Origin of the sequence: Bifidobacterium sp. UTCIF-38 (assembly GCF_006454495.1) — a bacterium.
GTDB lineage: Bacteria > Actinomycetota > Actinomycetes > Actinomycetales > Bifidobacteriaceae > Bifidobacterium > Bifidobacterium callitrichos.
Map to the genome: position 1 here is coordinate 100,820 of NZ_JFAL01000019.1, position 26,954 is coordinate 127,773.

Here is a 26,954-nt window from a genome sequence, read left to right on the forward strand (position 1 = left end):
ACCCGCTATGTCTGTATTTCAACGCCTGATCGGCGGCCTGCCTAACCCATATCCACGACGACGCACATCCATCTGCATCCTATGCGTCTGAGTGCGACGGTCGACCAGTAGACCGTGCCGCCCACGGAGATCTTGATGACCATTTCGACGCTCGTCTCGTTGACTAGGGTGCCGGAGACGTCATGCGGCACCACGGGAAGACATCGCATCCGCGCGCGCAGCTCGAGGTTTTTCCTCAGCTGGCTGTCCACCAGGAAGGCGAGGGTCTCGATCCGTTTGAGACACGGCGCGGTCACGGCGCGCTTCAGCGCGGACGGGGCGAGCTTGCCGCGGATCACATCGGCCGTCAGACATGCGATCCTGCAGGCCGAAACCGCCAGTGCATGGCATTCGCGCTCCCCCATCACGCCGTCCTCGGTGGCCACGATGCGATACGGCACCGCATCCGCCCCGAGCTCGACGTAGATGGACCCCTCGTATACGGGCAGATTCTGCTCGGTGCGGGATGGCGCCCCGTCACCGTCGGACGATTCGTAGGCGTTACCGCTGGTCTCGGATCGCCATGCGTCGCGCGCGCCGTTTATCGACCGGCGCGTGACGCCATCGCGCTCCGTGCCGTCCGTGCCGTTCATATCGCCGTCGATGTCGTTCGTGCCGGTCATGGGGACTCCTTCATCCGTTTTCGCGATTTGCGTTTCGCGATCCAGCTCACCACGACAAAGTCCCCGCGTCAACGACGCGGGGACCCAATGTGATGACTGTGGATGATCCGGTGGATGACCGGCTACACGCCCGACGGCTCAGCGACGGCCGCTGTAGGGCGCCACGACCACGCCGCAGCGCTGGAAGCTCTTGATGTCGACGTAGCCGGTGGACGCCATCGCACGCCGCAGCGCACCGATGAAGTTGGTGGTGCCGTCTGCGGTGTGGCTCGGTCCGAACAGGATCTGCTCGAGCGAGGCCACGGTTCCGACATCCGTACGGTAGCCGCGCGGCAGCGTCTGGTGACGCGCCTCGGCGCCCCAGTGCTTGCCCCTGCCCGGAGCCTCGGTGGCGCGCGCCAGCGGGGCTCCCAGCATGACGGCGTCCGCGCCCAGGGCGAGCGCCTTGACGAAGCTGCCGGAATCGCCCATGCCGCCGTCGGCGATGAGCTGGACGTAGCGGCCGCCGGACTCGTCCATGTAGTCGCGGCGGGCCTCGGCCACGTCGGCGATGGCGGTGGCCATCGGGGCCTCGACGCCGATGGTGTTGCGGGTGGCGGAGACGGCGCCTCCGCCGAATCCGACGAGCACGCCGGCGGCTCCGGTGCGCATCAGGTGCAGCGCCGCCGTGTAGTTGGCCGCGCCTCCGACGATGACCGGCACATCGAGATCGTAGATGAACTGCTTGAGGTTGAGCGGCTCATGGTCCTGCGAGACGTGCTCGGCGGAGACCACGGTGCCGCGGATGACGAACAGGTCGACGCCCGCATCGACCACCGTCGAATAGAACTGCTGCGTGCGCTGCGGGGAGAGCGCACCGGCAACGGTGACGCCCGCATCGCGGATCTCGTGCAGGCGCTGGGTGATCAGCTCCGCCTTGATCGGCTCGGCGTAGATCTCCTGGATGCGCTTGGTCGCGGTCTCGGCCGGCAGCTCGGAGATCTCCTCCAGCAGCGGCGTCGGATCGTCGTAGCGGGTCCACAGACCCTCGAGGTCGAGCACGCCAAGCGCGCCGAGCCTACCCATCGCGATCGCCGTGGCGGGGCTCGTCACCGAGTCCATCGGCGCGCCGACGACCGGCACGTCGAACTCATAGGCGTCCACCTGCCAAGCGGTGGAGACGTCCTGGGGATCGCGGGTCCTGCGGGAGGGAACGATGGAGACATCGTCCAGAGAGTAGGCCAGACGGCCCTTCTTGCCCAAACCGATTTCAATTTCCTGAGACATATCTCCCGAGAATAATGCGCGGGTATGACGGCGAGTCACGGCGCCCGCGGGCGCATTTCGCCGCATCTCACATTTTCGAACGCCCGCTTTCGCCGTTACATGGATGAGATATGAATGGTCACGTTCTTTTTCAACCGTCAGGAGGAAGCATGGCCAAAATCAAGGTCGAAGGCACAGTCGTCGAGCTCGACGGCGACGAAATGACCCGCGTCATCTGGAAGGACATCAAGGATCGTCTGATCCTGCCCTACCTCGATGTGGATCTCGATTACTACGATCTGGGCATCGAGAACCGCGACGCCACCGACGATCAGGTCACCATCGACGCGGCCAACGCCATCAAGCGCGAGCACGTGGGCGTCAAGTGCGCCACCATCACCCCAGACGAGGCACGCGTCAAGGAATTCGGTCTGAAGAAGATGTGGAAGTCCCCCAACGGCACGATCCGCAACATCCTGGGCGGCACCATCTTCCGCGAGCCGATCGTGATGAGCAACGTGCCGCGCCTCGTCCCCGGATGGACCAAGCCGATCGTCGTGGCCCGCCACGCCTTCGGCGACCAGTACAAGGCCACCGACTTCAAGGTGCCGGGAGCCGGACGTCTGACCGTCACGTTCACCCCCGAGGACGGCTCCGATCCGATCGAGCACGTGGTCTACGACTACGGCGCGGACGGCGGCGTGGCCCAGGTGCAGTACAACGTCAACGATTCGATCAGGGGCTTCGCCCGCGCCTGCTTCAACTACGGTCTCATGCGCCACTACCCGGTGTACCTGTCCACGAAGAACACGATCCTCAAGGCGTACGACGGACAGTTCAAGGACATCTTCGCCGAGGTGTACGAGACCGAGTACAAGGAGAAGTTCGAGGCCGAGGGACTGACGTACGAGCATCGTCTCATCGACGACATGGTCGCCAGCTCCCTCAAGTGGCATGGCGGATACATCTGGGCCTGCAAGAACTACGACGGCGACGTCCAGTCCGATTCCGTGGCGCAGGGCTTCGGCTCGCTGGGCCTCATGACCTCCGTGCTCATGACTCCGGACGGACAGACCGTCGAGGCCGAGGCGGCGCACGGCACCGTGACCCGCCACTACCGCCGCTGGCTCAAGGGCGAGAAGACCTCCACGAACCCGATCGCCTCGATCTTCGCCTGGACCGGCGGCCTCAAGCACCGCGCGGACCTCGACAACACCCCTGAGGTCCGTCACTTCGCCGAGACGCTCGAGAAGACGATCGTCGACACCGTCGAGGGCGGCCAGATGACCAAGGACCTCGCCATGCTCATCGGCCCCGACCAGCCGTGGCTCGACACCGAGGGATTCATGAACGCGCTCGACGAGAACCTCGCCAAGGCGCTTGCCGAATGATCCGCAAGGATGATCAGGTGACCCAGAGTCCAGCCCGTATTCCCGTTTCCTAGGGAAGGGCTACTACAATCGAGGCGAAGATCGAAAAGATCGCAAGCATCGTCCGTCGATTGAAAGGATCCCCGCCCCATGGCCACAAGCCGCAGCCACATCGCAGTACGACTGATCGCCATGGCGGCGGGGATCTCTTTGCTGTTCGCCTCCGGAGCGTGCTCGACCGGCTCCGAGAATGACGTGAATGCGAACGGCGCCACGACCGTCACCACATCCAAGACCACCGCGGGAACGGTGGCCATCTTCACCCCATCGGACGGCATCACCATCTCCCAGCGCACACCGCTCAACAAATGGGCGAAGCTCACGCCGCAGATCACCGAGGAACTGATCGGCCAGGGGGTCCGCAAGGACGCGATCGAGAAGACCACCTCCGACAGTCTCGACCAGCAGAGCCATGACGTGCAGGACTGGATCGTCGATCACATGACCGCCAGCCAGGACTCCTCGGACGGTGGCAACGACAGCTCCGACCCCTCGCATACGACGATCATCGTCGCGCCGGTGGTCGACGCCGACCCCTCCACCCGCCAGTACGGCGATTACGTCACGCAGCCCACCGATTCCTCGGATTCGACGGATGCCGGTTCCTCCGATTCCTCCGCAGGGGACACCGACGAGCAGGACGCCTATGATCGTCTCGATGCTGCGCTCAAACTGGCAAAGGACGCCGGCATGCATGTGGTGTTGCTGTCCAACGGCGTCGACGGATTCTCCCCCGACGCGTTCGTCCGATTCTCCACGGCCGAGCAGATCGGCGCACTTCAGGCGACCAAGCTCATCGCCAAACTCGATCTGGACAAGGCCAGCAAGGACAACCCCAAGGCGATCGAGGTGCTAATCCCCTACTCCGCCTCAGGCGACGAGCAGTCGAACGAGGTGGGATCCGGTTCGAAGTCCGATGCGGCGTCCGACGCGAAGAGCGATGAAACCGATACGGGCGAGACGACGCAGTTCGACGACGCGTTCGCGCGCGCCGCGTTCTCAGGCATGTGGAGGATACTCCAACCCTATTTCAACCAGGGCAAGGCATACAGCCCGTCCGGTCTGCTCGATAAGAACACCAAGGACTCCGACTGGCGTGCCGTCGCCGTCCCCGCGGACGACGAGAAGCACATCGCCGCCGCACTGGACGAGCGTCTTCCCATCGAGAAGAACGATGCGGGCACGACGTATACGAAGGTCGATGGCATCATCGCGATGAACGACTATGTGGCCTCGGTCGTGACCGATGAGCTCGCCTCGCTCGGCTATACGGGTTCGGCGGCGGACATCAACCCGTCGATCACGATTTCCGGCATCGTGGGCAACATCACCGGCAAGAAGGATCTGCAGCGGGGCAAAGTGCCCGATCCGGTGAAGGCTCCGGACGCCGATGGCGAATCCGCCGGAAACGACGACACGGATTCGTCCGACTCCACGCAGGATCCGAACGCCGACGACGAATCGGATTCCCGCTGGCCCATCGTCACCGGATTCGGCGGTTACGTGGACACCATTCCGCAGGTCGTCAACGGCAAGCAGTGGATGACCGGGCTGGAGAACCGCAATGCCCTCGCCGCCGATATCGCCGAGACGACCGTTCGCCTCAACCGCGGGGAATCCCTCGCGGATCTCAAGTACATCACCAAGGAGCTCGTGCCCGGATCGTCCTCGAAGACCAAGGTAAGCACGATCAGCGAGGACGCCCTGTCCGTGAGCGCCTACAATCTCAAGACGGTGCTCATCGATCCCGGCTACATCACCATGGCCGATGCCGGCCTGTGACGTGGAGGACGGTCGAGCGGTCGAGAAGGTGTAGGCCAGCTCAGAAGCCGAGGCGTTCGAGCTTCTTGGGATCGGACTGCCATCCCTTGGCAACCTTGACATGCAGGTCCAGTCTGGCCTTGCAGCCGACGATACGGTTGACCGGCGTGCGCAGCCTCTTCTTGACGGCGGTCAGATGCTCGGCGCCGCGGCCGATGATGATCGGCTTCTGGGAGTCGCGCTCCACGTAGATCGAGACATGCACCTCGGCCTTGCCGTCATAGGTCTCGCCGGTTTCGTTGTCCTGCGGGTATTCGATCGAATCGACCACGACGGCCAGTGAGTGCGGCAGCTCGTCGTCCAGCTGCTCGAGGAACGCGCCTCGGATGAGCTCGGCGATGGTCTCCTCCGGGCGTTCCTCGCTGACCTGATCCGCCGGATACATCTGCGGGCCTTCGGGCGTGTGCTCGATGAGCACGTTGCGTACCTCGTCGAGGTTGTCGTGCTCTAGGGCACTCACAGGCACGATGTCCGCGAAATCGGCGAATTCGTTGATCTCGATGAGCTTGGCGACCAGCTGCTCTCGGGACAGCTCGTCGATCTTGGTGACGACGGCGATCAGCGGGATCTTCCATGTGAACGTGCCATCGTCCTTTTTGACGGCGAAGTCGGAACGCAGACGCGACAGAATGCGCTTGTCTCCGGGGCCGATCTCCTGATCGGCGGGCAGCAGGAACGCCACCTCGTCGACGTCGGACAGGCTTTCGTCGACGATGTCGTTGAGACGCTGGCCGAGCAGGGTGCGCGGACGGTGGATGCCGGGGGTGTCGACGAGCACCAGCTGTGCGTGATCGGTGGTGAGAATGCCGCGGATGGCCTTGCGCGTGGTCTCCGGACGTGATGACGCGATGGCGATCTGCGTGCCGATCAGCGCGTTGATCAGTGTGGATTTACCCACGTTCGGTCGTCCGACGACCGCCACGAAGCCGGAACGGTACGGCTGCTCGGTTGCGGTGGTTGCTGTTTCGCTCATATCACTCCTCATGGCCTTCGCTATGGCCGTCATGCGTGTTGCGTGTCTTGCTCTTGTCGTCATCATCGGCGTTCTGATCGCCGGATTCGGACTTGTCATCTTCCTCGCGCCCCTCGACGTGGGCAGGTTCGACGACGATGGTGGACACCTTCTTGCGGCGTCCCGCAGAGTCGACGGCGGTGAGTCTGAGGCCGCGCGTCACGGCCGAGGCCCCGACGATCGGCACGCGGCCGATGAGTTTGGTGAGCAGGCCGTAGACGGTGTCGACGTCATCCTCGTCGATGTCGATCTCGAAGAGCTCCTCGAGATCCGCGATCGGCGTGCGAGCGGGCATGCGCCACTTGTTCTCGCCGATCTTCTCGGGCTCCTCGCGCTGGGTGCGGTCGTGCTCGTCCTCGAGTTCGCCGACGATCTGCTCGATGGTGTCCTCGATGGTCACGAGACCTGCGATACCGCCGTATTCGTCGACGACGATCGCCACGTGCTGGCGGGAGCGCTGCATCTGGTGGAACAGGTCGTCGACCGGCTTGGATTCGGGCACCAGCATCGGATCGCGCACGATGGAGGACACCTCACGCTCCATCGCCGCCGGATTGAAGGCGGTGGCCCTGACCGCGTCCTTGAGGTACGCGACGCCGATCAGATCGTCGACGTCCTCGCCGATGACCGGCACGCGCGAGAATCCGGAACGCGAGCACAGCTTGAGCATGTCCTCCAGCGTCGCGTCCTTCTCGATGCAGATCATGTCGGTTCTCGGCACCATGATCTCGCGGGTCAACGTATCGGAGAGGGTGAGCACATTGCGCAGCATCTCCGAAACCTCAGGATCGAAGTCGTTCGATTCGACGAGACGGTCGATGGTGGCGCGTCCCTGCTCCTGTTGGATCTTCTCGAGCTCCTCGTCATCGGAGAGGTTCTGGGAACGGCGTCGGCCGTCAGGCGCGGCTCCGATGCTGGTGAACGGGGTGATGGTGTTCGCGACGGTGACGAGCCAGGAATGCTTGATCATGATGTCGGCCGGCTTGACCGCGCCGGTCTCGCGCGGACGCACCAGCACGCTCACCACGCCGACGACGATGGCGACCACCAGTCCGATGATGATCTGCAGCCAGACCATCGCACCCCAGATCGCAGCGACGATGGCGACGAGCGCGCCGACGAGCACGTTGCAGGTGACACGGAAGAACGCGCAGGCCCCCGCCGCCGCATACCGGTCGGCGATGAGCCGCTGCACCCGATGGATGCGCGTGATCTTCTTCATCCTCGAGAACTGCGAGAGCTCGGCATCGGTCTGCACTTCGAGGATGAGGTTGTTCAGGCTTGCCCGGGTGACCCGTCCCGCCGCTCCCTCGGCGGCCGCCAGCAGCAGCGACAGCCAGACCAGCAGGGCCGCGACGACGACCAGCACGGCGGTTATGACGATCAGGGTCGATTGGGAATACTCCATCGGTGTTCGTTCTTTCCTAACGCGATCGGGAATATGAGATTATGACAGGTTACGGGTTTATGGCTGTTGTCTTCGATCAGTGGGTGATCTGACGGCCCGCGCCATGTTCGGCGTCGTAGATGGCCAGTGCATCCGGGCTGCCGGCCGGCAGCCCCACGGGAGCGCCCAGATCGTGACGCACCGCGATGAAGGTGAGCAGCAGCTGGCGTTGCAGACCGAACATCTGACGTTCCTGCTCCGGGTTGACATGGTCGTAGCCGAGCAGGTGCAGGATGCCGTGGATGGTCAGGAGCATCATCTCCTGCAGCACGCCGTGGCCGGCAGCGGCGGCCTGCTGCGCGGCGACCCATGGGCAGATCACGATGTCGCCGAGCACTCCCTCCATGACGGTCTTGCCGTCTCCGGGGCGCAGTTCGTCCATCGGGAAGCTCATCACGTCGGTCGGTCCCTCGAGGTTCATCCAATGCGCGTGCATCTCGGCGATCGGCTCGGGGTCGACGAAGAGGATGGTCAGGTCGGACTGCGTGCTCACGCGCATCTGGTCGAGCACCCATATGCCGAGATCGGAGAACAGCTTCGGCTCGATCGTCCACACGGTCTCGTTGGATACGTCAACGCTCATCGGATGCAGGTTCCTTTCGGTGCTCGGTTCGGTTCATGTCGTCGTGATCGCCACCATGCTCGGCGCGTTCGTCATGGTCGTCATGGTCGTCATGGTCGACGCGCGCGACGTGTCCGGCATGACGGCTGGAGATACGGCGATGGTCGCCGTCGAGGCCCTCGTGGCGGTTATACGCCTCGACGATCAGACCTACGAGACGGTGGCGTACCACGTCCTGCGACCCGAGATGCACGAATGCGATGTCCCTGATGCCGTCGAGGATCCGTTCGATGGTCGCCAATCCCGATCTGGGCACGGTCAGGTCGACCTGCGTGATGTCGCCGGTGATGACCATCTTCGTGTTGAAGCCCAGACGGGTGAGGAACATCTTCATCTGCTGTTCGGTGGTGTTCTGCGCCTCATCGAGGATGACGTACGCGTCGTTGAGCGTACGGCCGCGCATGTAGGCCAGAGGCGCCACCTCGATGGTGCCGTCGTCCATGAGACGTCTGAGCTGGTCGGCGCCGAGCATGTCCCCCAGCGCATCGTAGAGCGGACGCAGATAGGGGTCGACCTTGTCGTTGAGCGTGCCCGGCAGGAAGCCTAGGCTCTCTCCGGCCTCCACCGCCGGGCGGGTGAGGATGATGCGGCGCACCTGCTTGTCCTGGAAGGCCCGCACGGCCTTGGCGACGGCCAGATACGTCTTGCCGGTACCTGCCGGGCCGATGCCGAACGTGATGGTATGCGACTCGATGGCGGCCACGTAGGCGGCCTGACCGGGGGTCTTGGCCCGCACGGGCTGGCCGGAGGCGTAGGTGATGACGCCCGGCACCGTGGGCCTGCGCCGTTCGTCTCCCGTCGAACGGGAGGAGACGTTGGCCTCCATGCGCTGCAGCGCCTCGACGGTGCGGCCGTGGCCCGGATGGGTGACGCGGGTGCGGTTGTCGAGCACGTCCTGATCGATCATCCGCCGCACGGTGTCCGCGTCCATCGGCGCCGTATGCGCCGCCTCGATGATCGTGTGGACGAGCTCCTCGGCCTTGGAGGCGTCGGACTCGGTCTGCTTGGACCGCGAGACGATGGCCACGCGGTTGCCTCGTACCAGAATGGTCAGGTCGGGGAACGCGCGTTCCACCTCGCGGATCACCTCGTCGACAGGTCCGAGGACGGCCACGGGATCGAGTTGGGTGGGGATGGTGATGGTTCGCGTTGTCGTCGCCACGGAGCCCTTATCCCCTACTCGTCCAGGACTTCGCCGGTGAGCACGTGGGCGTGCACGTGGAAGACCGTCTGTCCTGCGTCGAGTCCGGTGTTGAACACGAGGCGGAACGCGCCGTGGAACCGCTCGTCCGCGATCCTCTGGGCGATCTCGACGATATGGGCGAGTTCGGCGGGATCGGCGGCGGCAAGTTCGGCGACGTTCGCATAATGACGCTTCGGGACGATCAGCACATGGACCTTGGCCTTCGGGTTGATGTCGTTGAAGGCATAGGCGGTGTCGTCCTCGTAGACCTTGCTGCTGGGGATCTGTCCGGCGATGATCTTGCAGAACAGGCAGTCATCGGCTTCGCTCATACGTGCTCCTTGCTCGACGTGTTGTTCGATGGGGTTTGGTTTCCTCGCACTCAGCTTAGCGCGTCAGGCGTACCGTCCGAGCGCCCGGCTCAGCAGGGAGAGAGCGACCGGCCCGGCGGTCGAGGCGCGCAGGATGTTGCGCCCCAGCACGACGCTGTGCGCCCCCGCCTCGACGAACCGGGAGACCTCGTCCTCGCTGATGCCGCCTTCGGGGCCGACGACCACATATATGGTGCGCGGTCTGCCATCCGCGAGACATCTGCCGGATAGATCGGCGACCAGCGATTCGACGGAGTCCCACGTGTCGGTGGCGTCCTGATGGAGGACTACGACCAGATCCCCGTGCACGTTGGCCCTCAGGCACATCGACACGATCTGCTTCGAGGAGACGCACTCCCCCAACTCCGGCCTCCACGCGCGGCGCGACTGCTCCGTAGCGGCGTCGATGACGGCACCCCATTTGCGGTCGGTGCGCCCCGCCTTCCACTTGGCGATGGACCGGTCGGCCTGCCACGGGATCACCTCGTCGACGCCGATCTGCGTGGCCGTATCGACGGCCTGCTCGTCATGTCCGGTCTTGGCGAGGGCCTGCACCAGCGCAAGACGGGTGATCGGCCGCGGCTCGCGCGTGAACTCCCTCACCTCCGCCAGCCCGGTTTCGGGATCGACCAGTTCGGCGGCGATGCGCAGACCCGCGCCATCGGAGAGCTGGAGCCCGTCGCCGGCCTTGAGACGCATCGCCTGCACGGCGTGACGTCTGACCGAGGCCGGCAGAGTGATCTTCCATCCGGCGTTGAACTCATCCGAGTTGACCGGCACGTCGTCATGGTCCGAATCGAGGAGGAACAAAGCGTTTGTCATGGTTCCAAGGCTATCAACACCGGTGCGACACGCCGGCGATTGCGCGTCCGTCGATCGATGATAAAGTAATCACTCGTTGCCACGCAGTGACACCTGCCCGGGTGGCGGAATGGTAGACGCGCTAGCTTGAGGTGCTAGTGCCTATTTTTAACGGGCGTACGGGTTCAAGTCCCGTCTCGGGCACCATCGAAAACCCCTTGGAAACAAGGGGTTTTCTTGTATCCGCAGCCCATTCGGTCGCTCGCCTATGAAACAAAGACATATAAAAGGAGTTTCCCATGCGTTTCGTCCATCTCGAATCCATCGACGACGAGCGCGTGTCGGCATATGTCAATCTGACTGAGATCCAGCTGCGCAATCGCCTGGAGCCGGCGAAGGGACTGTTCATCGCCGAATCGCCGAAGGTCATCGACCGCGCGCTCGCCGCGGGACGCGAGCCGATCTCCCTGCTGGTCGAGGAGCAGTGGATCGAGGGCATGGCCGACGAGTTCTCCTTCATCGACGGGCATTGGGGCCCGGACGTGCCGGTCTACGTGGCCTCACCCGACCAGCTGCAGCGACTGACCGGATACCGTCTGCACCGCGGGGCCCTTTCCGCCATGCGTCGCTGGCCGTTGCCCTCCGTGGCGCAGGTGTGCGAGCATGCCACACGCGTGGCGGTGATGGAGAACATCGTCGACCATACGAACGTGGGGGCGCTGATGCGCTCGGCCGCCGCGCTCGATGTGGACGCCGTGCTGGTCACCCCCTCCTGCGGCGACCCGTTGTACCGTCGCGCGGCGCGCGTATCGATGGGTACGGTCTTCCAGATCCCGTGGACTCGCATCGGCGGCGAGGACAGGCGCTACTGGCCGTTCAGGGGCATCGACGAGCTGAAGTCCCTTGGCTTCACCACGGTGGCCATGGCGCTCGAGGACGACTCGATCAGTCTCGACGAGCTCACCCGCAGACTCGACAACGATCCCGCCGAGGCCGATCACATCGAGAAGCTGGCGCTGATCTTCGGCACCGAGGGCGACGGCCTGTCGCGCCACACCATCGCGCGCGCCGACCTCACCGTGAGGATCCCCATGGCGCACGGCGTCGACTCCCTCAACGTGGCCGCCTCCAGCGCTGTCGCCTTCTACGCGACACGCCCGCATCGCATCTGATCTCTCCTCTCCTCGTCTCCCCCGTATCCCCCTCCGATCGCACTCGGCCGATGATCGTTTCCCACGCATGACGAGGCCTTCGACGCACCCCGTACATGTGATATGCATCACTGCCGACGCGAGAGGACACACCGAGACGCGCGGGACGACGTTGCTTGCGTGTCGCCGTTTTCGTGCAATCATTGTCAATGTGAGACCGAGACAAGGATGCCCGGTTTACAACCCCGAGCGGCGTTGAAAGACGCTGGAAGTTGTTGAGAGGAGCAACGTAGACAATGGCCAAGAACAAGCAGAAGATTTTGTCGATCGTGCTGGCGGGCGGCGAGGGAACCCGCCTGATGCCGCTGACCCGAGACCGTGCGAAGCCGGCCGTTCCCTTCGGCGGCGTGTTCCGTCTCATCGACTTCCCCCTGTCCAATCTGGTGAACTCCGACTATCGCCACATCGTCGTGCTCACCCAGTACAAGTCCCATTCGCTGGACCGTCACATCTCCCAGATGTGGCGCTTCTCCTCCCTGCTGGGCAACTACGTCTCCCCCGTGCCGGCGCAGCAGCGCCTCGGCAAGCACTGGTACCTCGGCTCCGCCGACGCCATCTACCAGACCATCAACATCATCGAGGATGTCCAGCCCGACATCGTCGTCATCGTCGGCGCCGACCACGTCTATCGCATGGACTTCGGCCAGATGGTCCAGCAGCACATCGAGTCCGGTGCCGAGTTCACCGTGGCAGGCATCCGCCAGCCGATCGAGCAGTCGAAGCAGTTCGGCGTGATCGACGTGGATCCGGAGCACCCGAACCAGATCAAGAGCTTCCTCGAGAAGCCGGACACCTGCGCCGGTCTTCCGGACGATCCGAACTCCTTCCTCGCCTCGATGGGCAACTACGTGGCCAACACGGACGCCCTGTTCGACGCCCTCGCCAAGGACGAGAAGAACGAGAACACGAAGCACGACATGGGCGGAGACATCGCCCCGTACTTCGCCTCGCGCGGCGAGGCCGGAGTGTACGACTTCAACACGAACGAGATCCCCGGCGCCACGCCGACCGATCACGCCTACTGGCGCGACGTCGGTACGATCAAGCAGTTCTACGATGCGCACATGGATCTGATCGCCTACGTGCCCGAGTTCAACCTGTACAACCAGGCGTGGCCGATCTACACGAACTCCGGCACGCTGCCGCCGGCCAAGTTCGTGCACGCCGGACGCGACCGTCTGGGCCATGCGACCGACTCGATCGTCTCCCCCGGCGTGATCGTCTCCGGCGGCGAGGTGCACCACTCGGTGCTCTCCCCGAACGTGCGCATCCACTCGTGGGCGCAGGTCGTCGACTCCGTTCTGTTCGACGGCGTGATCATCAACCGTCGCGCCCGCGTGTACAAGGCGATCCTCGACAAGAACGTCGTACTGACCGAGAACTCCACGGTCGGCATCGACACCGAGCATGATCTCGCGCGCGGCTTCACCGTCACGCCCGAGGGCATCACCGTGGTGCCGAAGGGAACCGTCGTCGACGACTGATCGCTTCCCGATACGACATTCGGCTATGACATATGATGATGGGCTCCGACCGTAACTGGTCGGAGCCCATCATCATATTGCCGCAGATGCTGTGGATCAGTGGATCCGGTATCGCAACTGCAACTTCAGTACTGCGGCATGTTGTCGAAGTTGAAGCCGAGCGCGGCGAGCTGCTCGCGACCCTCGGGCGTGATCTTGTCCATTGTCCAACGCGGCTGCCACGTCCAGTCGATGCGGAACTCCTCGACGAGACCGGCGAGGGTGCTGGCGCACTCGTCCTCGATGAGATCGGTCAGCGGACAGGCCGGCGTGGTCAGCGTCATCGTGATGATGGCACGGCCCTGATCATCGATCTCGATGCCATAGACCAGACCAAGATCGATGACGTCGATGCCGAGCTCCGGGTCGATGACCTGATGCAGGGCCTCACGCACGTCCTCGGCGGTGGCACGGCCGATATCGTCGACGAACTTGAGCGGGATGTTGCTGTCGTCGCCATGCTCGTCGTCACCGTGACCGCATTCGCTCTTCTTGTGGCGACCGCATGCGCACATGTCGTCCGCATCCGATGCCGACGGGGCGGGATGCCCGTTCGGGAATCCCTTGGCCAGAGCCGGATTGGCCATCACGCGACGGGCGGCCTCCTCATCCTGCAGAACGTCGTTGACCGCGTCGAACACGGACGGCTGCGGTTCAGGCACCAGATTATCGCTCATTGTCACTCCATACCTTGGATAGGATTACAGCGTCTACTGTACGCGAGCTGTTTCGGCTTGTCATGCGTGCGCGTCCACGTCTTGGCTATCGGCTGAGAGAGGCTTGGGTCCTCCGGGGCACGTTCACGCGTTCTTGGCGGCCAGCGCCTTCGCGATGGAGTCCTTGAGACCCTCCCATGCGAGCAGCGCGCACTTGATGCGCATCGGATACTTGGACACTCCCTGGAAGACGACTCCGTCGCCGAGTCTCTCCTCGGCGGCCTCATCGTCCAGACCCTTGCCGCGGGACTCCATGAGCTTATGGAAGGTGTGCTCCAGCTCCATCGCCTTGTCGACGGTCTGACCGTCGACAAGATCGACCATGACGGACAGGCTCGCCTGTGAGATGGAGCATCCCTGTCCATCCCATACGACGCGCCTGATGGTGTACGGCTCCTCGTCGGAGACTTCCACGTGCACGGTGGCCTCGTCGCCGCATGTCGGGTTGAACTGGTGGGATTCGCCTGGCGTGCAGTATTCGTGCGTGGCCCGCACCACGGTCTCGCCCGAGACGTTGCCGTCACCGGCGGTCTCCTTGGTCAGGTCCGTTGCGAAATGCTCCTTGCCGTGCGGATTCTTCGCCGCTTCGAGGATGACCTCCTGATACATCTGTTCGAGGTCATCGCCGCTCATGCCGTAATCGTTCATAGTCTCCTCAATATAGCGCCCTCCCCTTGACGGGGAGGGCGAAACAACAGTTTTGGGCTTTTCAGGCTCCGAAGAACTTCCTGATGCCCTTCGCCGCCTCGACGAGCGCCTGCGCGTCCTCGACGGTGTTGTACACGCCGGACGAGGCACGGTTGGAGGCGTACAGGCCGAAGTGACGGTGCACCGGCTGCGCGCAGTGGTGACCGACGCGGATGGCGATGCCCTGCGCGTCGATGTACTGGCCGACGTCGTGCGGGTGCACGCCCTTGACGTCGAACGCGACGGTGCCGATGCGGTCCACGTTCTCACGCGGGCCCAGAATGCGGATGCCGTCGATGTCGCCGAGCTTGAGCAGTTCGGCGGCGATGGTCCGCTCATGGGCCTCGATGTTCTCGAGCCCCACCTTCATCATCCATTCGGCGGCGACGCCTGCGGCCACGACCTGCGCGACCGGCTGGGTGCCGGCCTCGAAGCGTGCCGGAGGCTCCATGTACTGGGCGGGCTGGTCCATCCACGCGAGTTCGACCATGGACCCGCCGAAGCTTGCCGGCGGCAGGGCCTCGAGCAGTTCGCGGCGTCCGTAGAGGAAGCCGACGCCGGTGGGACCGTACATCTTGTGCGCGCTCCACGCGGCGAAGTCCACGTCGAGCGCATGGAAGTCGACCTTGAGATGCGGCACCGACTGGCAGGCGTCGAGGATGAAGATCGCGCCGACCGCGTGCGCGCGGGCGATGATCGGGGCGATGTCGGTGATCGCGCCGGTGGTGTTGCCCACGTGCGTGACGGCGACGACCTTGGTGCGTTCGGTGATGACCTCGTCGAGGTTGTCGGTGCGCACGCGGCCGTCCTCGGTCAGGTCGATCCACTTGAACGTGGCGCCCGTACGGTAGGCGAGCTCCTGGAACGGCAGCAGCACGGAGTGGTGCTCGGCCTTGGAGACGACGATCTCGTCACCGGGCTTCAGCGCGAAACGCCTGGCGGCCTCTCCCCCACGGCCGAGCGACGCGTTGCCGAATGCGGTGGCCAGCAGGTTGAGACCCGCGGTGGCACCCGCCGTGACGACGATCTCCTCCTCGCCTTCGGCGGCGTTCGCGCCGACCAGCTTGGCGACCTTGGCACGGGCGTCCTCGAAGGCCATCGTGCTGCGGGCCGCAAGCTCATGGGCGCCACGGTGCACGCCGGCGTTGATCGTGCGGTAGAACTCGCTCTCCGCGTCGATCACGCACTGCGGCTTCTGCGAGGTGGCCGCCGAGTCGAGATACACGAGCGGATGCCCGTGGATCTCCTGCTTCAGAATCGGGAACTCGTCCCGAATGCTTGCGAAGTCTGTCATGTTTCCCCCTTGCCCATACAGTGGCTGACGAGTGTGGGATTGCGGCGTCCGATTCTCGACCGTAGGCTTGGCCGAACGACCTTGAGTGCGTCGAGAACCGGACACCGCAATCCCACACGGAAGTTTTCAGGCGAGTGCCGATTCGGAATCCGCGCCCTCCGGCAGATACTCGTCGTAGCCGTGCTCCTCGAGGTAGTCGGCGAGCTCCGGGCCGCCGGTCTTGACGAAGTGGCCGTCGGCGAAGACGTGCACGATGTCCGGCTTGATGTACTTGAGGATGCGCGTGTAGTGCGTGACCATGAGGATGCCGAGGTCGGTGTTCTCCTTGGCGCGGTTGACGCCTTCGGACACGATGCGCAGCGCGTCGACGTCGAGGCCGGAGTCGGTCTCGTCCATGATCGCGAACTTCGGCTTGAGCAGCTCGAGCTGCAGGACCTCGGCACGCTTCTTCTCGCCGCCGGAGAAGCCGTCGTTGACGGAGCGGGACGCGAACTTCGGGTCCATGCGCAGGCGCTTCATCGCCTCGCCGAGCTCCTTGGCCCACGTGCGGATGGCCGGGGCCTGGCCGTCGATCTCGGTCTTGGCGGTGCGCAGGAAGTTGGTCATGGAGACGCCCGGCACCTCGACCGGGTACTGCATGGCGAGGAAGAGGCCCTCCTTGGCGCGCAGGTCCGGGGTCTGCTTGAGGATGTCGACGCCGTCGAGCAGCGCCTGACCGGAGTCGACCTCGTACTTGGGGTGTCCGGCGAGCGTGTAGGCGAGCGTGGACTTGCCGGAGCCGTTGGGGCCCATGATGGCGTGGGTCTCGCCCGAGTGGACGGTGAGGTTCACGCCTTTGAGGATCTGCTTGCGACCCTCCTTGGTCTCCACGGATGCGTACAGATCCTTGATTTCGAGGGTGTGCTGTCCAGCCATCGTTTACTTGTCCTCCAATACGGCTTGCATGGCGTCGCTTTCTCCTCGTGCGAGACGCCGGTCGATTACGTCCATCAGGTGTTCGGAAATATAGGGCACGCCGATCTCCTCGACGAGTTCGCCGAAGAAGCCGCGCACGACGAGCTTGCGCGCGTCGGTCTCGCTGATGCCGCGGGACTCCAGGTAGAACAGCTCCTCGTCGTCGAAGCGGCCCACGGAGCTCGCGTGTCCGGCGCCGATGATGTTGCCGTTCTCGATCTCGAGGTTCGGCTCGGAATCGGCGATGGCGCCCGGGGTGAGCACCAGATTGCGGTTGAGCTCGTAGGAGTCGGTGCCGGGGGCGGTCGGCTGGATGAGCGCGTTGCCGACCCATGTGGAGTGCGCGTCCTTGCCGTCGAGCGCACCCTTGTAGACGACGCGGGACTTGCACTCGGGGGCGTTGTGCACCACCATCGTGCGGTGCTCGATGTGCTCGCCGGGATCGACGAAGTAGATGCCGAGCATGTTGAGGTCGCCTTGCTCGCCGCCGAAGTCCTGATCCATGCGGATGCGGACCACGTCGCCGCCGAGCGTGACGACGGAGTGGCGCAGGGATGCGCCCTCGCCCACCCGGATGCGGTGGTTGGCGACGTGCTTGGAGCCCTTCGCCCATTCCTGCACGAACGTGGCGGACACGTGCGAGTACCTGCCGGTGACGATCTCCACACCCTCGGCGAGACGCGCGAGTCCGTGGTGTTCGACGATGACGTCGGCGTGGGTGTTGTCGGCGGCCGCGATGACCAGATGCAGCGCGTCGAGATCGGCGCCCTGTCCGTTGACGTCGATGAGCACCGGCTGGTCGATCTCGCCGTTCAGTTCGACGATGGTCGCGGTGCGGCCGGAGTTCCATTCGACGACGGAGGCGCGGTCGTTCGGCTTGGAGACGGTGCCGGACAGGCCCTCGCCGAGCGGCACCTGGCTGATGCGCACACGCTCGGGGTCGACCGGCGAGCCGTCGGAGTAGCCCACTGCGATGGTCGTCTCGCCGCTCGGGGAGAACACGTCGAAGAACTCCTCGATGCGTTCGAGCGGGGTGTAGCGCCAATCCTCCTGCTTGCGGGTCGGCATGGCGAAGTCGTTCACGTCGAAGGAACGGGGTTCCTTGTCGGCGCTGGACGGCATGGCCGCCGGAATCGCGTACGGATCGTTCGGATCCGCGACGGGGATAGTGATTTCAGTGTTGTTCTGCGCCATGGGAATCAGCCCACCGATCCTTCCATCTGCAGTTCGACCAAACGGTTCAATTCGAGCGCGTACTCCATCGGCAGCTCGCGGCTGATCGGCTCGACGAAGCCGCGTACGATCATGCCCATGGCCTCCTTCTCCTCGAGGCCGCGGCTCATCAGGTAGAACAGCTGGTCCTCGGAGACCTTGGAGACGGTGGCCTCATGCGCCATCGTCACGTCGTCCTCTCGAACGTCGACATGCGGGTACGTGTCGGAGCGGCTGAAGTCGTCGACGAGCAGCGCGTCGCACACGGTGGAGTTGGACGAGCCTTCGGCGCCGTCGACGATCTTGACGAGTCCGCGGTAGGCGGAGCGGCCGCCGCCACGCGAGATCGACTTGGCGACGATCGTGGAGCTGGTGTGCGGGGCGAGGTGGATCATCTTCGCGCCGGTGTCCTGATACTGGCCCTTGCCGGCGAAGCCGAGGGACATGGTCTCCGCCTTCGCGTACGGCTCGGCGAGGATGCAGGCCGGGTACTTCATCGTGGCCTTGGAGCCGATGTTGCCGTCGACCCACTCCATCGTGCCGCCCTCGCGCACGTAGGCGCGCTGGGTGACGAGGTTGTACACGTTGTTCGACCAGTTCTGCACGGTGGTGTAGCGCACGCGCGCGTGCTTCTCGACGATGATCTCGACGATGGCGGCGTGCAGCGAGTCCTCGGACCAGATCGGGGCGGTGCAGCCCTCCACGTAGTGCACATAGGAGCCTTCGTCGGCGATGATCAGGGTGCGCTCGAACTGGCCCATGGCCGGGGTGTTGATGCGGAAGTAGGCCTGCAGCGGGATGTCCACGTGCACGCCCTTCGGCACGTAGACGAACGAGCCACCGGACCATGCGGCGGTGTTGAGCGCGCCGAACTTGTTGTCCTCCGGCGGAACGACGGTGCCGAAGTACTTCCGGACGAGATCCGGGTACTCGCGCACGGCGGTGTCGGTGTCGACGAAGATCACGCCCTGCTTCTTGAGGTCCTCCTGGATGGAGTTGTAGATGACCTCGGACTCGTACTGCGCGGCGACGCCGGAGACGAGACGGTTCTTCTCCGCCTCGGGGATGCCGAGACGATCATACGTGTTGCGGATGTCGTCGGGCAGCTCGTCCCAGCTCTTGGCCTGCTTGTCGATCGGCTTGACGTAGTACTTGAAGTCGTCGGCGTTGAATCCGGACAGGTCGACGCCCCAGTCGGGCATCGGCTTGTCGAGGAACGCCTTGTAGCCGCGCAGACGCATGTCGAGCATCCATTCCGGCTCGTGCTTGTCCGCGGAGATGGCGCGCACGACGTTCTCGTCGATGCCTCGCTTCGCGGCCTCGCCGGCCGCGTCGGAATCATGCCAGCCGTAGGTGTAGTCACCGAATTGGCTGATGATCTCGTCATCCTTCTTCAGTTTCTCTTCGTCCACACGCGCTCGATCGGCCACATACTGGCTCATCTCCACGTCGGACGCGGCGTTGGGCGCCTGTTGGGTGTCGCTCACCTTGACGCTGCCTCCCATCGTTCGAAAGTTCCTACGTAAACCTAGCAGAAGGGCCGCCGGAACTCCATAACGACACCGCATGTCGGCTATGCGCGCAACGTGAGCTTGATTACGACGGGTTCCGTTACGACGGGATCTTCTGCTTCGGCCGTTCCCGTGTTCACAGACGGTGCGATGACCAGTGTGATAATGATGCGGGAAACCTGTCTCCTATAGTCTCTTACGAGAGGACACGAACATGGATGCACACGATTGGCGTCTGGGATTGGTCGATGATGACGCGCTGACTCTGGCGGCGTTGTCCTCGCTGGTCAGATCCAGATTCGCCGATGACGGCATCTCGGTGGCGTGGTCGGTCCGTTCGGGAGATGAAGCGGTCGACATGTGCGTCGATCGGAGTACTCGTCCGGATGCGGTTGTGGTGGATATGGGGATGGATGATGTGGACGGCGCGATGACGATGCGCCGCATCCGTCGACTGTCAACCCGAATCATGCTGCTTGCGATGACCTCGCATTCGTTGACGAGATACCGGGAGCTGGCCCGATCCTCCGGAGCCGCCGTCCTGCTCGACAAGGCGGACTTCTCCGGTCTGGCCTGCTGTCTGCGTGACTGCGCCGCGGGGAAACAGCCGCGGAACGGATTCGGCACGGTGATGCGAGGATCCGCGTCCACCGGAGAGCAGGCCGCTCCTCTTTCAGGATCACGAACCGTGCGCTCCCTGTCCGCGCGGGAGATGGAGGTCATGGATTGGACCATTGAAGGACTGACGGCCAAGGAGGTCGCCGCGAAGATGGCGATCTCCGAACCTACGGTGAAGACTCATATCCGTCATGTCATCATCAAACTTCAGGTGAGGAACAAACTACAGGCGATACGCCTGTGGTCTGAAATGAGGAGGGGTGGATGAGACGGATGTTTCCTCATATCCGTGCGTTCGATCGGCTCCGACGCCCCTATGTTGCGGCGATGATCATCGTCACGATCATATGCACGGCGCTCACCTATGTCACCGATGGCGACTATTCACTGCTGCAGACGGCGTACTCATTCGCCCATATATGTCTTCTCATGGGGTTGTACTGGCATCCGACCTCCTGCGCCTGTGCGATCATCTCTCTGTCGATCGCAGCGGAGTTCCCGCCTGATGCCGTGTTCATGAAACAGCTCTGGTGCCTTTGGCTAGCGGCGGGGCTGCTCGGATATCATCGACGTCTCCGAATCGCGTTCTCGCTGCTGCTGATCCAGACGTTCAGTATGATGACGTCGTTGCCGGAACAACATCAGATGGCCGACTGGAATGTCCCGGGAGTGCTGTCGTTCAACATCGTCTGCGCGATCATGGCCGTCGTTGGCTATGCATTGGCGGAGCATCAGGAGGCTTATCGGCTGCGTAGGGAGGCGCAGGAGAGGGAACGTCTGGAGATCGAACAGGAACGTCTGCGCCGTGATATGGCTCTGGCAAGTCGAATCCATGATTCGACGACCCGCGGTCTGACTCTCATCTCGCTGCTGTCGGAACAATGCGTTGCGGAAAGGGCTAATGCCGGGCTGTCCGACGGGCTGACGGAGCGAATCGCCCTCATCGGTTCGACTGCGCGGTCCACCCTGCAGGACGTCCGCAAGGTGATCGACGTGTTGAACCGTGACGAGCTGGATGAGCGAGACGCGGATGCGAAAGCCGAAAGCGTCTCAGACGAGCCGATGGAATCGATGCTGACCCGTCTCCTGACCGATAACGACGAACACATGGCGGCCATCGGCATACAGGGAAGCAGCGCCATGACGTCATCCGCATCATCGGGCATGACCGTATCGTGCATCGATCAGGAGACGATGCGGGAGATCAGGGATCTCATCAATCAGATGTACACCAACATCGCGGTTCACGGCGCGCATGGTACGGACGTCTACCACGTGCGTATGGAACTTACCGATCGCGCGCTTCGCATACGGGAATTCAACGCCATCGGCCGGACCGACGGCCGTTTTCACTCAGGCAAGGGCCTATCCATGCACCGAACGCGCATCATGGCAATGGGTGGAATGCTCCATACTCGTCATAGTGAGGATGATATATGGACTTTGCAGGTGGAAATACCCATACAGTCTCACGCATCGTCCCACTCATCTTTTAGACTATGACGGTGGAAGAGCCGTTACGTTGCATGGTATGAGCAATAATCGAGTCGGGATGACGACATGAACAGTTTCCAACTGAAGGTCCTTGCCTGCGTGCTCATGTTCATCGATCATGTGGCTGAATTCCTGCCGGGCATGCCGATATGGATGCATTGGATCGGACGACTGTCGGCACCCATCTTCTACTTCCTCATCGGATGGAGCTGCGTCTACACCAGCAACCGCAAACGGTTCCTGCTCCGATTGTATGTTGCCAGCGTCGGGATGTCCGTCATCCAGGCGCTGTCGTCCGTGTTCTCGTCCGCCTTGCCGGAGCTCAACGTGTATCCGATCGAGAACAACATCTTCGCTACTCTGTTCCAGATGAGTCTCGTCATCTGTCTGCTGACCGCAACGTCATGGCGGAAGCGACTGCGCAACATCTCGATCTATGTCCTCATCCAACTTGTCATCAGCATCCCTCTGTATTTCCTGACGAACGTCATCGACAGACTGCCCTATGGGGAGACCCTCGACTACATACTGCTCCGCGCAAGCGGTACAGTGCTGGATCTTGAGGGAGGGCTGTTCGCCGTCGCGATCGGCGTCGTGCTATGGGCTACGCATGATCATCGCTTGCGTCTGTCTTTGGCTCTAGTCGGACTGGCTGCGACGGATCTGGTCCTGAACGCGTTGGGCGTTCTATATTCGATCACGACCGCTCTCATGTACAGGTTCCCGGATCCGGCGCAGGTGGCCGTATCGATGAATCGTATATGGGACGTGATGGGATTCTCCCCGTTCAACTTCGGGCAGTCCCCCATCACCGTGAACTACCAGTGGATGAAAGTCTTCGCGCTGCCGTTCATGCTGCTGTACAACCATCAGCGTGGGCCGCACGTCAAATGGTTCTTCTATGTGTTCTACCCGGCGCACATCGTCGTGCTGTATCTCATCGGCATGGTGATGAACAACTTTATGGCTGGTTGATCTCAGGTTTCTCTCCCCCAGTCAGCTACTCCGATAAACAATATGAGGCGGATGCCATGAACCATTACGGTCATGGCATCCGCCTCATGTCATTGCCGGAGGTTGGGACCCCCGACCGGCAGCCGATCAGATCAGCGCGCTTCCTTGTGGTCGAGCGCGGCCTTGACGAGGCCCGCGAACAGCGGGTGCGGCTTGGTCGGGCGGGACTTGAACTCCGGGTGCGCCTGGGTGGCCACGTAGAACGGGTGAACCTCCTGCGGCAGCTCGACGAACTCGGTGAGCTCGCCGTCCGGGCTCTGGCCGGAGATGCGCAGGCCGCCCTCGCGCAGACGATCCTTGTAGGCGACGTTCACCTCGTAACGGTGACGGTGACGCTCGGTGACATGCGTGGTTCCGTACAGTTCGGCGACCAGCGAGCCCTCCTCGAGCTCGGCCGGGTAGGAGCCGAGACGCATGGTGTGGCCCATATCGCCGTGACCGGCGACGATGTCCTTCTGCTCCTCCATCGTGGCGATGACCGGGTTGGCGCAATCCGGCTCGAACTCGGTGGAGTTCGCATCCTCGATGCCGAGCACGTGACGCGCGTATTCGATGACCATCGACTGCAGACCCAGGCACAGGCCCAGCGCCGGCAGCCTGTTCTCACGGGCGAACTTCAGCGCGCCGATCTTGCCTTCGATGCCGCGGATGCCGAAGCCGCCGGGGATCACGATGCCGTCGATGTTGTCGAGCGCGGCGGCCGCACCCTCCTCGGTCTCGCAGCGGTCCGCGGCGACCCACTTGACGTTGACCTTCGCCCAGTTGGCGAAGCCGCCGGCCTTGATGGCCTCGGTGACGGACAGGTACGCATCCGGCAGGTCGATGTACTTGCCGACGATCGCGACGTTGACCTCGTGCTTCGGGTGATGGACGCGTTCGAGCAGATCCTCCCACTCGTCCCAGTCGACGTCGTGGAACGGCAGGCCGAGCTCACGCACGACGTAGGCGTCGAGACCCTCGTCGAACAGAATCTTCGGCACGTCGTAGATGCTCTGGGCATCCACGCAGTTGACCACGCCCTCCTCGTCCACATCGCACATGAGGCTGATCTTGTCCTTGATGGACTGGTTGAGCGGACGGTCGGAGCGCAGCACGAGCGCATCCGGCGTGATGCCGAGCTGACGCAGCATCATGACGGAATGCTGAGTGGGCTTGGTCTTGAGCTCGTGGGCGGCGGAGATGTACGGCACGAGGGAGACGTGCACGAACATGCAGTTGTCGCTTCCGAGATCGCGACGCACCTCACGGGCCGCCTCGAGGAACGGCTGGGATTCGATGTCGCCGACGGTGCCGCCGATCTCGGTGATGATCACGTCCACGTCATCGCTCGCCTGGGCGCGCATACGGGACTTGATCTCGTTGGTGATGTGCGGAATGACCTGCACGCACTGGCCGAGGTACTCGCCGGCACGCTCCTTGCGCAGCACCTCCTGGTAGATCTGGCCGGTGGTGACGTTGGCCTTCTGGGAGAGGAAGACATCGAGGAAGCGCTCGTAGTGGCCGATGTCGAGATCCGTCTCGGCACCGTCCTCGGTGACGTACACCTCGCCATGCTGGAACGGGTTCATCGTGCCCGGGTCGACGTTGATGTACGGATCGAGCTTCTGCTGCAGCACATGCAGACCGCGGGAACGCAGCAGACGGCCGAGGGAGGATGCGGTCAGGCCCTTGCCGAGGGAGGAAACCACGCCACCGGTGACGAAGATATGCTTGGTGACGTGCTCTTGGGAATTGCCATGTGTTCTTCTAACCATGGAATTTCATCCTATCATCCGTCCGTGACGCGGCGTGTTCCCTTTCCCTCGTTCGGTTAGTCGTTTCAGGCGTTGACGAGATGGGCGATGGCTTCGAGGGCCAGCTTGTAGCCGTAGAAGCCGAGACCGGTGATGGTGCCGGTGGCCACCGGGGAGATCACGGAGCGCTTGCGGAACTCGTCGCGGGCGGACGGGTTGGAGATATGCACCTCCATGAGCGGCAGACCCGCATCGCCGACCATGTGCGCGGCGTCGGCCAGCGCGTACGAGTAGTGGGTGAACGCGGCCGGGTTCATGACGATCGGCGTCTTCTCGTCGGCGGCCTGATGCATCCAGTGCACCATCTCGGCTTCGTCGTCGGTCTGGCGCACCTCGACCTCGAGCCCCAGCGCCGTACCCCATTCGGTGCACAGGCGGCGGAGCTCCTCGAGATCCTGACGGCCGTACACGTCGGGCTGGCGCACGCCGAGACGACCGAGGTTCGGTCCGTTGACGACAACGACTTTCGTGGTCATGATGACTGATTCTCCTTTCGGTAATGAACGCTCGGGAACGAATGCTCAGGAACGAATGCGGCGGAACGCCTCTTCGACGGCGTCGGCCGGCGGGTTTTCCAAGTGGATGACGTTGCCGGGGCCGCCGTCGAGCACGACGAAGCGCAGCATGTTGCCGCGCGCCTTCTTGTCCTTGTGCATCAACGCGAGCACGTCCTCGAACGAGCCGCCATTCCATGAGGTCGGCAGACCCAACGAGGAGAGCAGCGAGCGATGGTAGTCGACGAGATCCCGATCGATGTAGCCGAGGATGTGCGCCAGTTCGGCGGCGTACACGGTGCCGACGGCCACCGCGTTGCCGTGGCGCCAGCGGAAGTGCTCAAGCTTCTCGATCGCGTGGGCGAGCGTATGTCCGTAGTTGAGGAACTCGCGCTTGCCTTTCTCCTTCAAGTCCGCGGACACGTGGTGGACCTTGACCGTCACGGTGCGTTCGATGAGTTCGGAGACGACGTCCTCGAGGCCGGAGCCGAGGAACGTGGCGCCGTCGAAGGCGCGCAGTTCGTCCGCATGCGCCTCGAGGATCCTCAGGATCTCCGTATCCTCGATGAAGCCGGATTTCGCGACTTCGCCGAGTCCCTCGATGAAGATGTCATTCGGCAGCGAGGCCAGCGTCTTCGTATCGGCGAACACGCCTGCGGGCGTGTAGAACGATCCGACGAGGTTCTTGCCGGCGCTCGTGTTGACGCCGGTCTTGCCGCCGGTGGAGGCGTCGACCATGGCCAGCAGCGAGGTCGGGCAGTTGGCGTAGCGGATGCCACGCATCCATGTGGCGGCGATGAAGCCGGCCAGATCGGTGGCGGCTCCACCGCCCACACCGACGATCGCGTCGGAACGGGTGAAGCCCTCATCGCCGAGACGTTCCCAGATGCGGTTGGCGACCTCGACGGTCTTGCCCGCCTCGGCGTCCGGCACGACGATGTCGGAGACCTCGTAGCCGGCCTGACGCAGCAGGGCGCGGGCGCGGTCCGAGTGCCGCTGCACCGGCTGCGTGTGGATGAGCGCCACCTTGTTGACCGTGTCTCCGAAGACCTCGGTCACATGATTCATCGTGCCTTCGCCGATCACCACATCATAGGGTTCGATTGCGGTGCCGGTCACATGCACGCGACGTTCGGAAATCATGTCCATCACCTTTCTCGCGGCGACCTGCGGCGTCTGCCGGCGCGTATGCACCAGCACGTTCGCGACTTCGCGGAACACCGGATCGCGTTGTTTGTAGAGCTTCTTCCATCGGGCGTTGGCGTCGCCGGCGAGCATCGGGCGTCCGCCTCCGCGGTTGGCGCGCTCCATCGCCTCCTTGGGGTCGGCGTCGAGGTAGACGACGCGACCACCCGCGGCGATGTAGTCGGCCAGGGCATCCTGCGTCGAGGGGGTCATCGGGGCTCCTCCACCGAGGGAGAAGATGCCGTCGAAGTCCTCCAGGAAGTCGGCGATCAGATCGGCCTCGACCTTGCGGAACGCGGGTTCCCCGTACTTGTCGAAGTACGCGGGGATCTTCATGCCGACCTCGCGCTCGATCTCCACGTCCGCGTCGGCGAACGGGATGCGCATCATGTGCGCGACCTCCTTGCCGACGCGAGTCTTGCCCGCGCCCATCATGCCGATGATGACGGCACGCGGGCGTTTCACCTGGGGGTTCCGGGAATCCTGAAGATCCATGGAATCCCGCAACTCCTGCGCGCGGGGGGCATGGGTATGGGCATGTTCGTTACGTGCGCCGGCATCATGCGCTCTTGTCGACCTATGGCGCCTGATACGCGGGTTGCGGGACGCGCCGTCTGAGGCGCGGGATGACCGAGAGGCGCGATTGCGGCGACC

General features: G+C 63.5%; 24 protein-coding genes and 1 tRNA gene. 8 read left to right on the plus strand and 17 right to left on the minus strand.

Annotation, left to right across the window (positions count from 1 at the left end):
- Positions 1-41 precede the first annotated feature (41 nt).
- On the minus strand, positions 42-662 hold the full coding sequence (locus tag BW11_RS06705) for a hypothetical protein (RefSeq protein WP_140445024.1): 621 nt from the start codon (positions 660-662) through the stop codon (positions 42-44).
- 138 nt (positions 663-800) lie between these two features.
- Complete coding sequence (locus BW11_RS06710; protein WP_140445025.1) at positions 801-1,928, minus strand: GuaB3 family IMP dehydrogenase-related protein; 1,128 nt, start codon at positions 1,926-1,928, stop codon at positions 801-803.
- Between the two features lie 149 nt (positions 1,929-2,077).
- Between BW11_RS06710 and BW11_RS06715 the strand changes: the two genes are divergently transcribed.
- Complete coding sequence (locus BW11_RS06715; RefSeq protein ID WP_140445026.1) at positions 2,078-3,298, plus strand: NADP-dependent isocitrate dehydrogenase; 1,221 nt, start codon at positions 2,078-2,080, stop codon at positions 3,296-3,298.
- Between the two features lie 129 nt (positions 3,299-3,427).
- Positions 3,428-5,119: a hypothetical protein gene (locus BW11_RS06720; protein ID WP_140445027.1), complete on the plus strand. Its 1,692-nt coding sequence runs from the start codon at positions 3,428-3,430 to the stop codon at positions 5,117-5,119.
- A 40-nt stretch (positions 5,120-5,159) separates the two neighbouring features.
- Here BW11_RS06720 and era read toward each other — a convergent pair whose 3' ends face one another.
- The 6 genes from era to BW11_RS06750 all read right to left on the minus strand — a co-directional run bounded on the left by era (position 5,160) and on the right by BW11_RS06750 (position 10,615).
- Positions 5,160-6,131: a GTPase Era gene (gene era / locus BW11_RS06725; protein ID WP_258184577.1), complete on the minus strand. Its 972-nt coding sequence runs from the start codon at positions 6,129-6,131 to the stop codon at positions 5,160-5,162.
- 1 nt (position 6,132) lies between these two features.
- Positions 6,133-7,578: a hemolysin family protein gene (locus BW11_RS06730; protein WP_140445029.1), complete on the minus strand. Its 1,446-nt coding sequence runs from the start codon at positions 7,576-7,578 to the stop codon at positions 6,133-6,135.
- Between the two features lie 76 nt (positions 7,579-7,654).
- Positions 7,655-8,200, minus strand: a complete 546-nt coding sequence (ybeY, locus tag BW11_RS06735) for an rRNA maturation RNase YbeY (protein ID WP_043164101.1) — start codon at positions 8,198-8,200, stop codon at positions 7,655-7,657.
- Positions 8,190-9,401 (minus strand): PhoH family protein, encoded by a 1,212-nt coding sequence (locus BW11_RS06740; protein ID WP_140445030.1) that lies wholly within the window; start codon positions 9,399-9,401, stop codon positions 8,190-8,192. Before BW11_RS06740 ends, ybeY begins: the two co-directional genes overlap by 11 nt.
- A 14-nt stretch (positions 9,402-9,415) precedes the next feature.
- Complete coding sequence (locus BW11_RS06745; protein ID WP_140445031.1) at positions 9,416-9,754, minus strand: histidine triad nucleotide-binding protein; 339 nt, start codon at positions 9,752-9,754, stop codon at positions 9,416-9,418.
- A gap of 63 nt (positions 9,755-9,817) precedes the next feature.
- Entirely contained in the window at positions 9,818-10,615 is a 798-nt protein-coding gene (locus tag BW11_RS06750) for a 16S rRNA (uracil(1498)-N(3))-methyltransferase (protein WP_140445032.1), read from the minus strand.
- A 95-nt stretch (positions 10,616-10,710) separates the two neighbouring features.
- Between BW11_RS06750 and BW11_RS06755 the strand changes: the two genes are divergently transcribed.
- The 3 genes from BW11_RS06755 (at position 10,711) to glgC (ending at position 13,289) form a co-directional block, all read left to right on the plus strand.
- Positions 10,711-10,801: transfer RNA gene (locus tag BW11_RS06755), tRNA-Leu, on the plus strand.
- 92 nt (positions 10,802-10,893) lie between these two features.
- The gene (locus BW11_RS06760) at positions 10,894-11,766 is read left to right on the plus strand and encodes an RNA methyltransferase (protein ID WP_140445033.1); all 873 of its coding nucleotides are present in this window, start codon (positions 10,894-10,896) and stop codon (positions 11,764-11,766) included.
- Positions 11,767-12,041: 275 nt separating this feature from the next.
- Complete coding sequence (gene glgC / locus BW11_RS06765; RefSeq protein WP_043164111.1) at positions 12,042-13,289, plus strand: glucose-1-phosphate adenylyltransferase; 1,248 nt, start codon at positions 12,042-12,044, stop codon at positions 13,287-13,289.
- A gap of 125 nt (positions 13,290-13,414) precedes the next feature.
- Here the strand turns inward: glgC and BW11_RS06770 are convergent, their stop codons facing one another.
- The 6 genes from BW11_RS06770 to sufB form a co-directional block, all read right to left on the minus strand.
- Complete coding sequence (locus tag BW11_RS06770; RefSeq protein ID WP_140445034.1) at positions 13,415-14,005, minus strand: metal-sulfur cluster assembly factor; 591 nt, start codon at positions 14,003-14,005, stop codon at positions 13,415-13,417.
- A 123-nt stretch (positions 14,006-14,128) separates the two neighbouring features.
- Entirely contained in the window at positions 14,129-14,692 is a 564-nt protein-coding gene (gene sufU / locus BW11_RS06775; protein ID WP_140445035.1) for a Fe-S cluster assembly sulfur transfer protein SufU, read from the minus strand.
- A 61-nt stretch (positions 14,693-14,753) separates the two neighbouring features.
- Positions 14,754-16,025 carry a cysteine desulfurase gene (locus tag BW11_RS06780; RefSeq protein WP_140445036.1) on the minus strand — a complete coding sequence of 424 codons (1,272 nt, stop codon included), beginning with the start codon at positions 16,023-16,025 and terminating at the stop codon, positions 14,754-14,756.
- 126 nt (positions 16,026-16,151) lie between these two features.
- Positions 16,152-16,940 (minus strand): Fe-S cluster assembly ATPase SufC, encoded by a 789-nt coding sequence (gene sufC, locus BW11_RS06785; protein WP_043164121.1) that lies wholly within the window; start codon positions 16,938-16,940, stop codon positions 16,152-16,154.
- A gap of 3 nt (positions 16,941-16,943) precedes the next feature.
- On the minus strand, positions 16,944-18,173 hold the full coding sequence (gene sufD / locus BW11_RS06790) for a Fe-S cluster assembly protein SufD (protein WP_140445037.1): 1,230 nt from the start codon (positions 18,171-18,173) through the stop codon (positions 16,944-16,946).
- 5 nt (positions 18,174-18,178) lie between these two features.
- The gene (gene sufB, locus BW11_RS06795) at positions 18,179-19,696 is read right to left on the minus strand and encodes a Fe-S cluster assembly protein SufB (protein ID WP_274518257.1); all 1,518 of its coding nucleotides are present in this window, start codon (positions 19,694-19,696) and stop codon (positions 18,179-18,181) included.
- A gap of 220 nt (positions 19,697-19,916) precedes the next feature.
- Here sufB and BW11_RS06800 point away from each other — a divergent pair, with 220 nt between their 5' ends.
- Genes BW11_RS06800 through BW11_RS06810 form a run of 3 tightly spaced genes read left to right on the plus strand, consistent with a single transcriptional unit; the run spans position 19,917 to position 22,789 of the window.
- Positions 19,917-20,588, plus strand: coding sequence for a response regulator transcription factor (locus BW11_RS06800; protein WP_140445038.1), 672 nt, complete (start codon positions 19,917-19,919; stop codon positions 20,586-20,588).
- On the plus strand, positions 20,585-21,823 hold the full coding sequence (locus BW11_RS06805; RefSeq protein WP_140445039.1) for a sensor histidine kinase: 1,239 nt from the start codon (positions 20,585-20,587) through the stop codon (positions 21,821-21,823). The genes BW11_RS06800 and BW11_RS06805 overlap by 4 nt, the downstream gene beginning before the upstream one ends.
- Positions 21,824-21,880: 57 nt before the next feature.
- Complete coding sequence (locus tag BW11_RS06810; protein WP_140445040.1) at positions 21,881-22,789, plus strand: TraX family protein; 909 nt, start codon at positions 21,881-21,883, stop codon at positions 22,787-22,789.
- Between the two features lie 131 nt (positions 22,790-22,920).
- Here BW11_RS06810 and BW11_RS06815 read toward each other — a convergent pair whose 3' ends face one another.
- The 3 genes from BW11_RS06815 to BW11_RS06825 form a co-directional block, all read right to left on the minus strand.
- Complete coding sequence (locus BW11_RS06815; RefSeq protein WP_107044014.1) at positions 22,921-24,582, minus strand: CTP synthase; 1,662 nt, start codon at positions 24,580-24,582, stop codon at positions 22,921-22,923.
- A gap of 65 nt (positions 24,583-24,647) precedes the next feature.
- Positions 24,648-25,097 carry a type II 3-dehydroquinate dehydratase gene (gene aroQ, locus BW11_RS06820; protein WP_140445041.1) on the minus strand — a complete coding sequence of 150 codons (450 nt, stop codon included), beginning with the start codon at positions 25,095-25,097 and terminating at the stop codon, positions 24,648-24,650.
- A 45-nt stretch (positions 25,098-25,142) separates the two neighbouring features.
- Positions 25,143-26,795: a bifunctional shikimate kinase/3-dehydroquinate synthase gene (locus tag BW11_RS06825; protein WP_140445042.1), complete on the minus strand. Its 1,653-nt coding sequence runs from the start codon at positions 26,793-26,795 to the stop codon at positions 25,143-25,145.
- Positions 26,796-26,954 lie beyond the last annotated feature (159 nt).

Coding starts and splice junctions, on each gene's coding strand:
- BW11_RS06815 (WP_107044014.1), bottom strand. CDS start 24,582: ATGGTTAGAAGAACACATGGCAATTCCCAAGAGCACGTCACCAAGCAT.
- sufU (WP_140445035.1), bottom strand. CDS start 14,692: ATGAACGATTACGGCATGAGCGGCGATGACCTCGAACAGATGTATCAG.
- BW11_RS06770 (WP_140445034.1), bottom strand. CDS start 14,005: ATGAGCGATAATCTGGTGCCTGAACCGCAGCCGTCCGTGTTCGACGCG.
- BW11_RS06705 (WP_140445024.1), bottom strand. CDS start 662: ATGACCGGCACGAACGACATCGACGGCGATATGAACGGCACGGACGGC.
- era (WP_258184577.1), bottom strand. CDS start 6,131: ATGAGCGAAACAGCAACCACCGCAACCGAGCAGCCGTACCGTTCCGGC.
- BW11_RS06810 (WP_140445040.1), top strand. CDS start 21,881: ATGAACAGTTTCCAACTGAAGGTCCTTGCCTGCGTGCTCATGTTCATC.
- sufD (WP_140445037.1), bottom strand. CDS start 18,173: ATGGCGCAGAACAACACTGAAATCACTATCCCCGTCGCGGATCCGAAC.
- glgC (WP_043164111.1), top strand. CDS start 12,042: ATGGCCAAGAACAAGCAGAAGATTTTGTCGATCGTGCTGGCGGGCGGC.
- aroQ (WP_140445041.1), bottom strand. CDS start 25,097: ATGACCACGAAAGTCGTTGTCGTCAACGGACCGAACCTCGGTCGTCTC.
- BW11_RS06825 (WP_140445042.1), bottom strand. CDS start 26,795: ATGGATCTTCAGGATTCCCGGAACCCCCAGGTGAAACGCCCGCGTGCC.
- sufC (WP_043164121.1), bottom strand. CDS start 16,940: ATGGCTGGACAGCACACCCTCGAAATCAAGGATCTGTACGCATCCGTG.
- BW11_RS06715 (WP_140445026.1), top strand. CDS start 2,078: ATGGCCAAAATCAAGGTCGAAGGCACAGTCGTCGAGCTCGACGGCGAC.
- BW11_RS06760 (WP_140445033.1), top strand. CDS start 10,894: ATGCGTTTCGTCCATCTCGAATCCATCGACGACGAGCGCGTGTCGGCA.
- ybeY (WP_043164101.1), bottom strand. CDS start 8,200: ATGAGCGTTGACGTATCCAACGAGACCGTGTGGACGATCGAGCCGAAG.
- BW11_RS06710 (WP_140445025.1), bottom strand. CDS start 1,928: ATGTCTCAGGAAATTGAAATCGGTTTGGGCAAGAAGGGCCGTCTGGCC.
- BW11_RS06750 (WP_140445032.1), bottom strand. CDS start 10,615: ATGACAAACGCTTTGTTCCTCCTCGATTCGGACCATGACGACGTGCCG.
- BW11_RS06780 (WP_140445036.1), bottom strand. CDS start 16,025: ATGACAGACTTCGCAAGCATTCGGGACGAGTTCCCGATTCTGAAGCAG.
- BW11_RS06720 (WP_140445027.1), top strand. CDS start 3,428: ATGGCCACAAGCCGCAGCCACATCGCAGTACGACTGATCGCCATGGCG.
- BW11_RS06745 (WP_140445031.1), bottom strand. CDS start 9,754: ATGAGCGAAGCCGATGACTGCCTGTTCTGCAAGATCATCGCCGGACAG.
- sufB (WP_274518257.1), bottom strand. CDS start 19,696: ATGGGAGGCAGCGTCAAGGTGAGCGACACCCAACAGGCGCCCAACGCC.
- BW11_RS06800 (WP_140445038.1), top strand. CDS start 19,917: ATGGATGCACACGATTGGCGTCTGGGATTGGTCGATGATGACGCGCTG.
- BW11_RS06730 (WP_140445029.1), bottom strand. CDS start 7,578: ATGGAGTATTCCCAATCGACCCTGATCGTCATAACCGCCGTGCTGGTC.
- BW11_RS06805 (WP_140445039.1), top strand. CDS start 20,585: ATGAGACGGATGTTTCCTCATATCCGTGCGTTCGATCGGCTCCGACGC.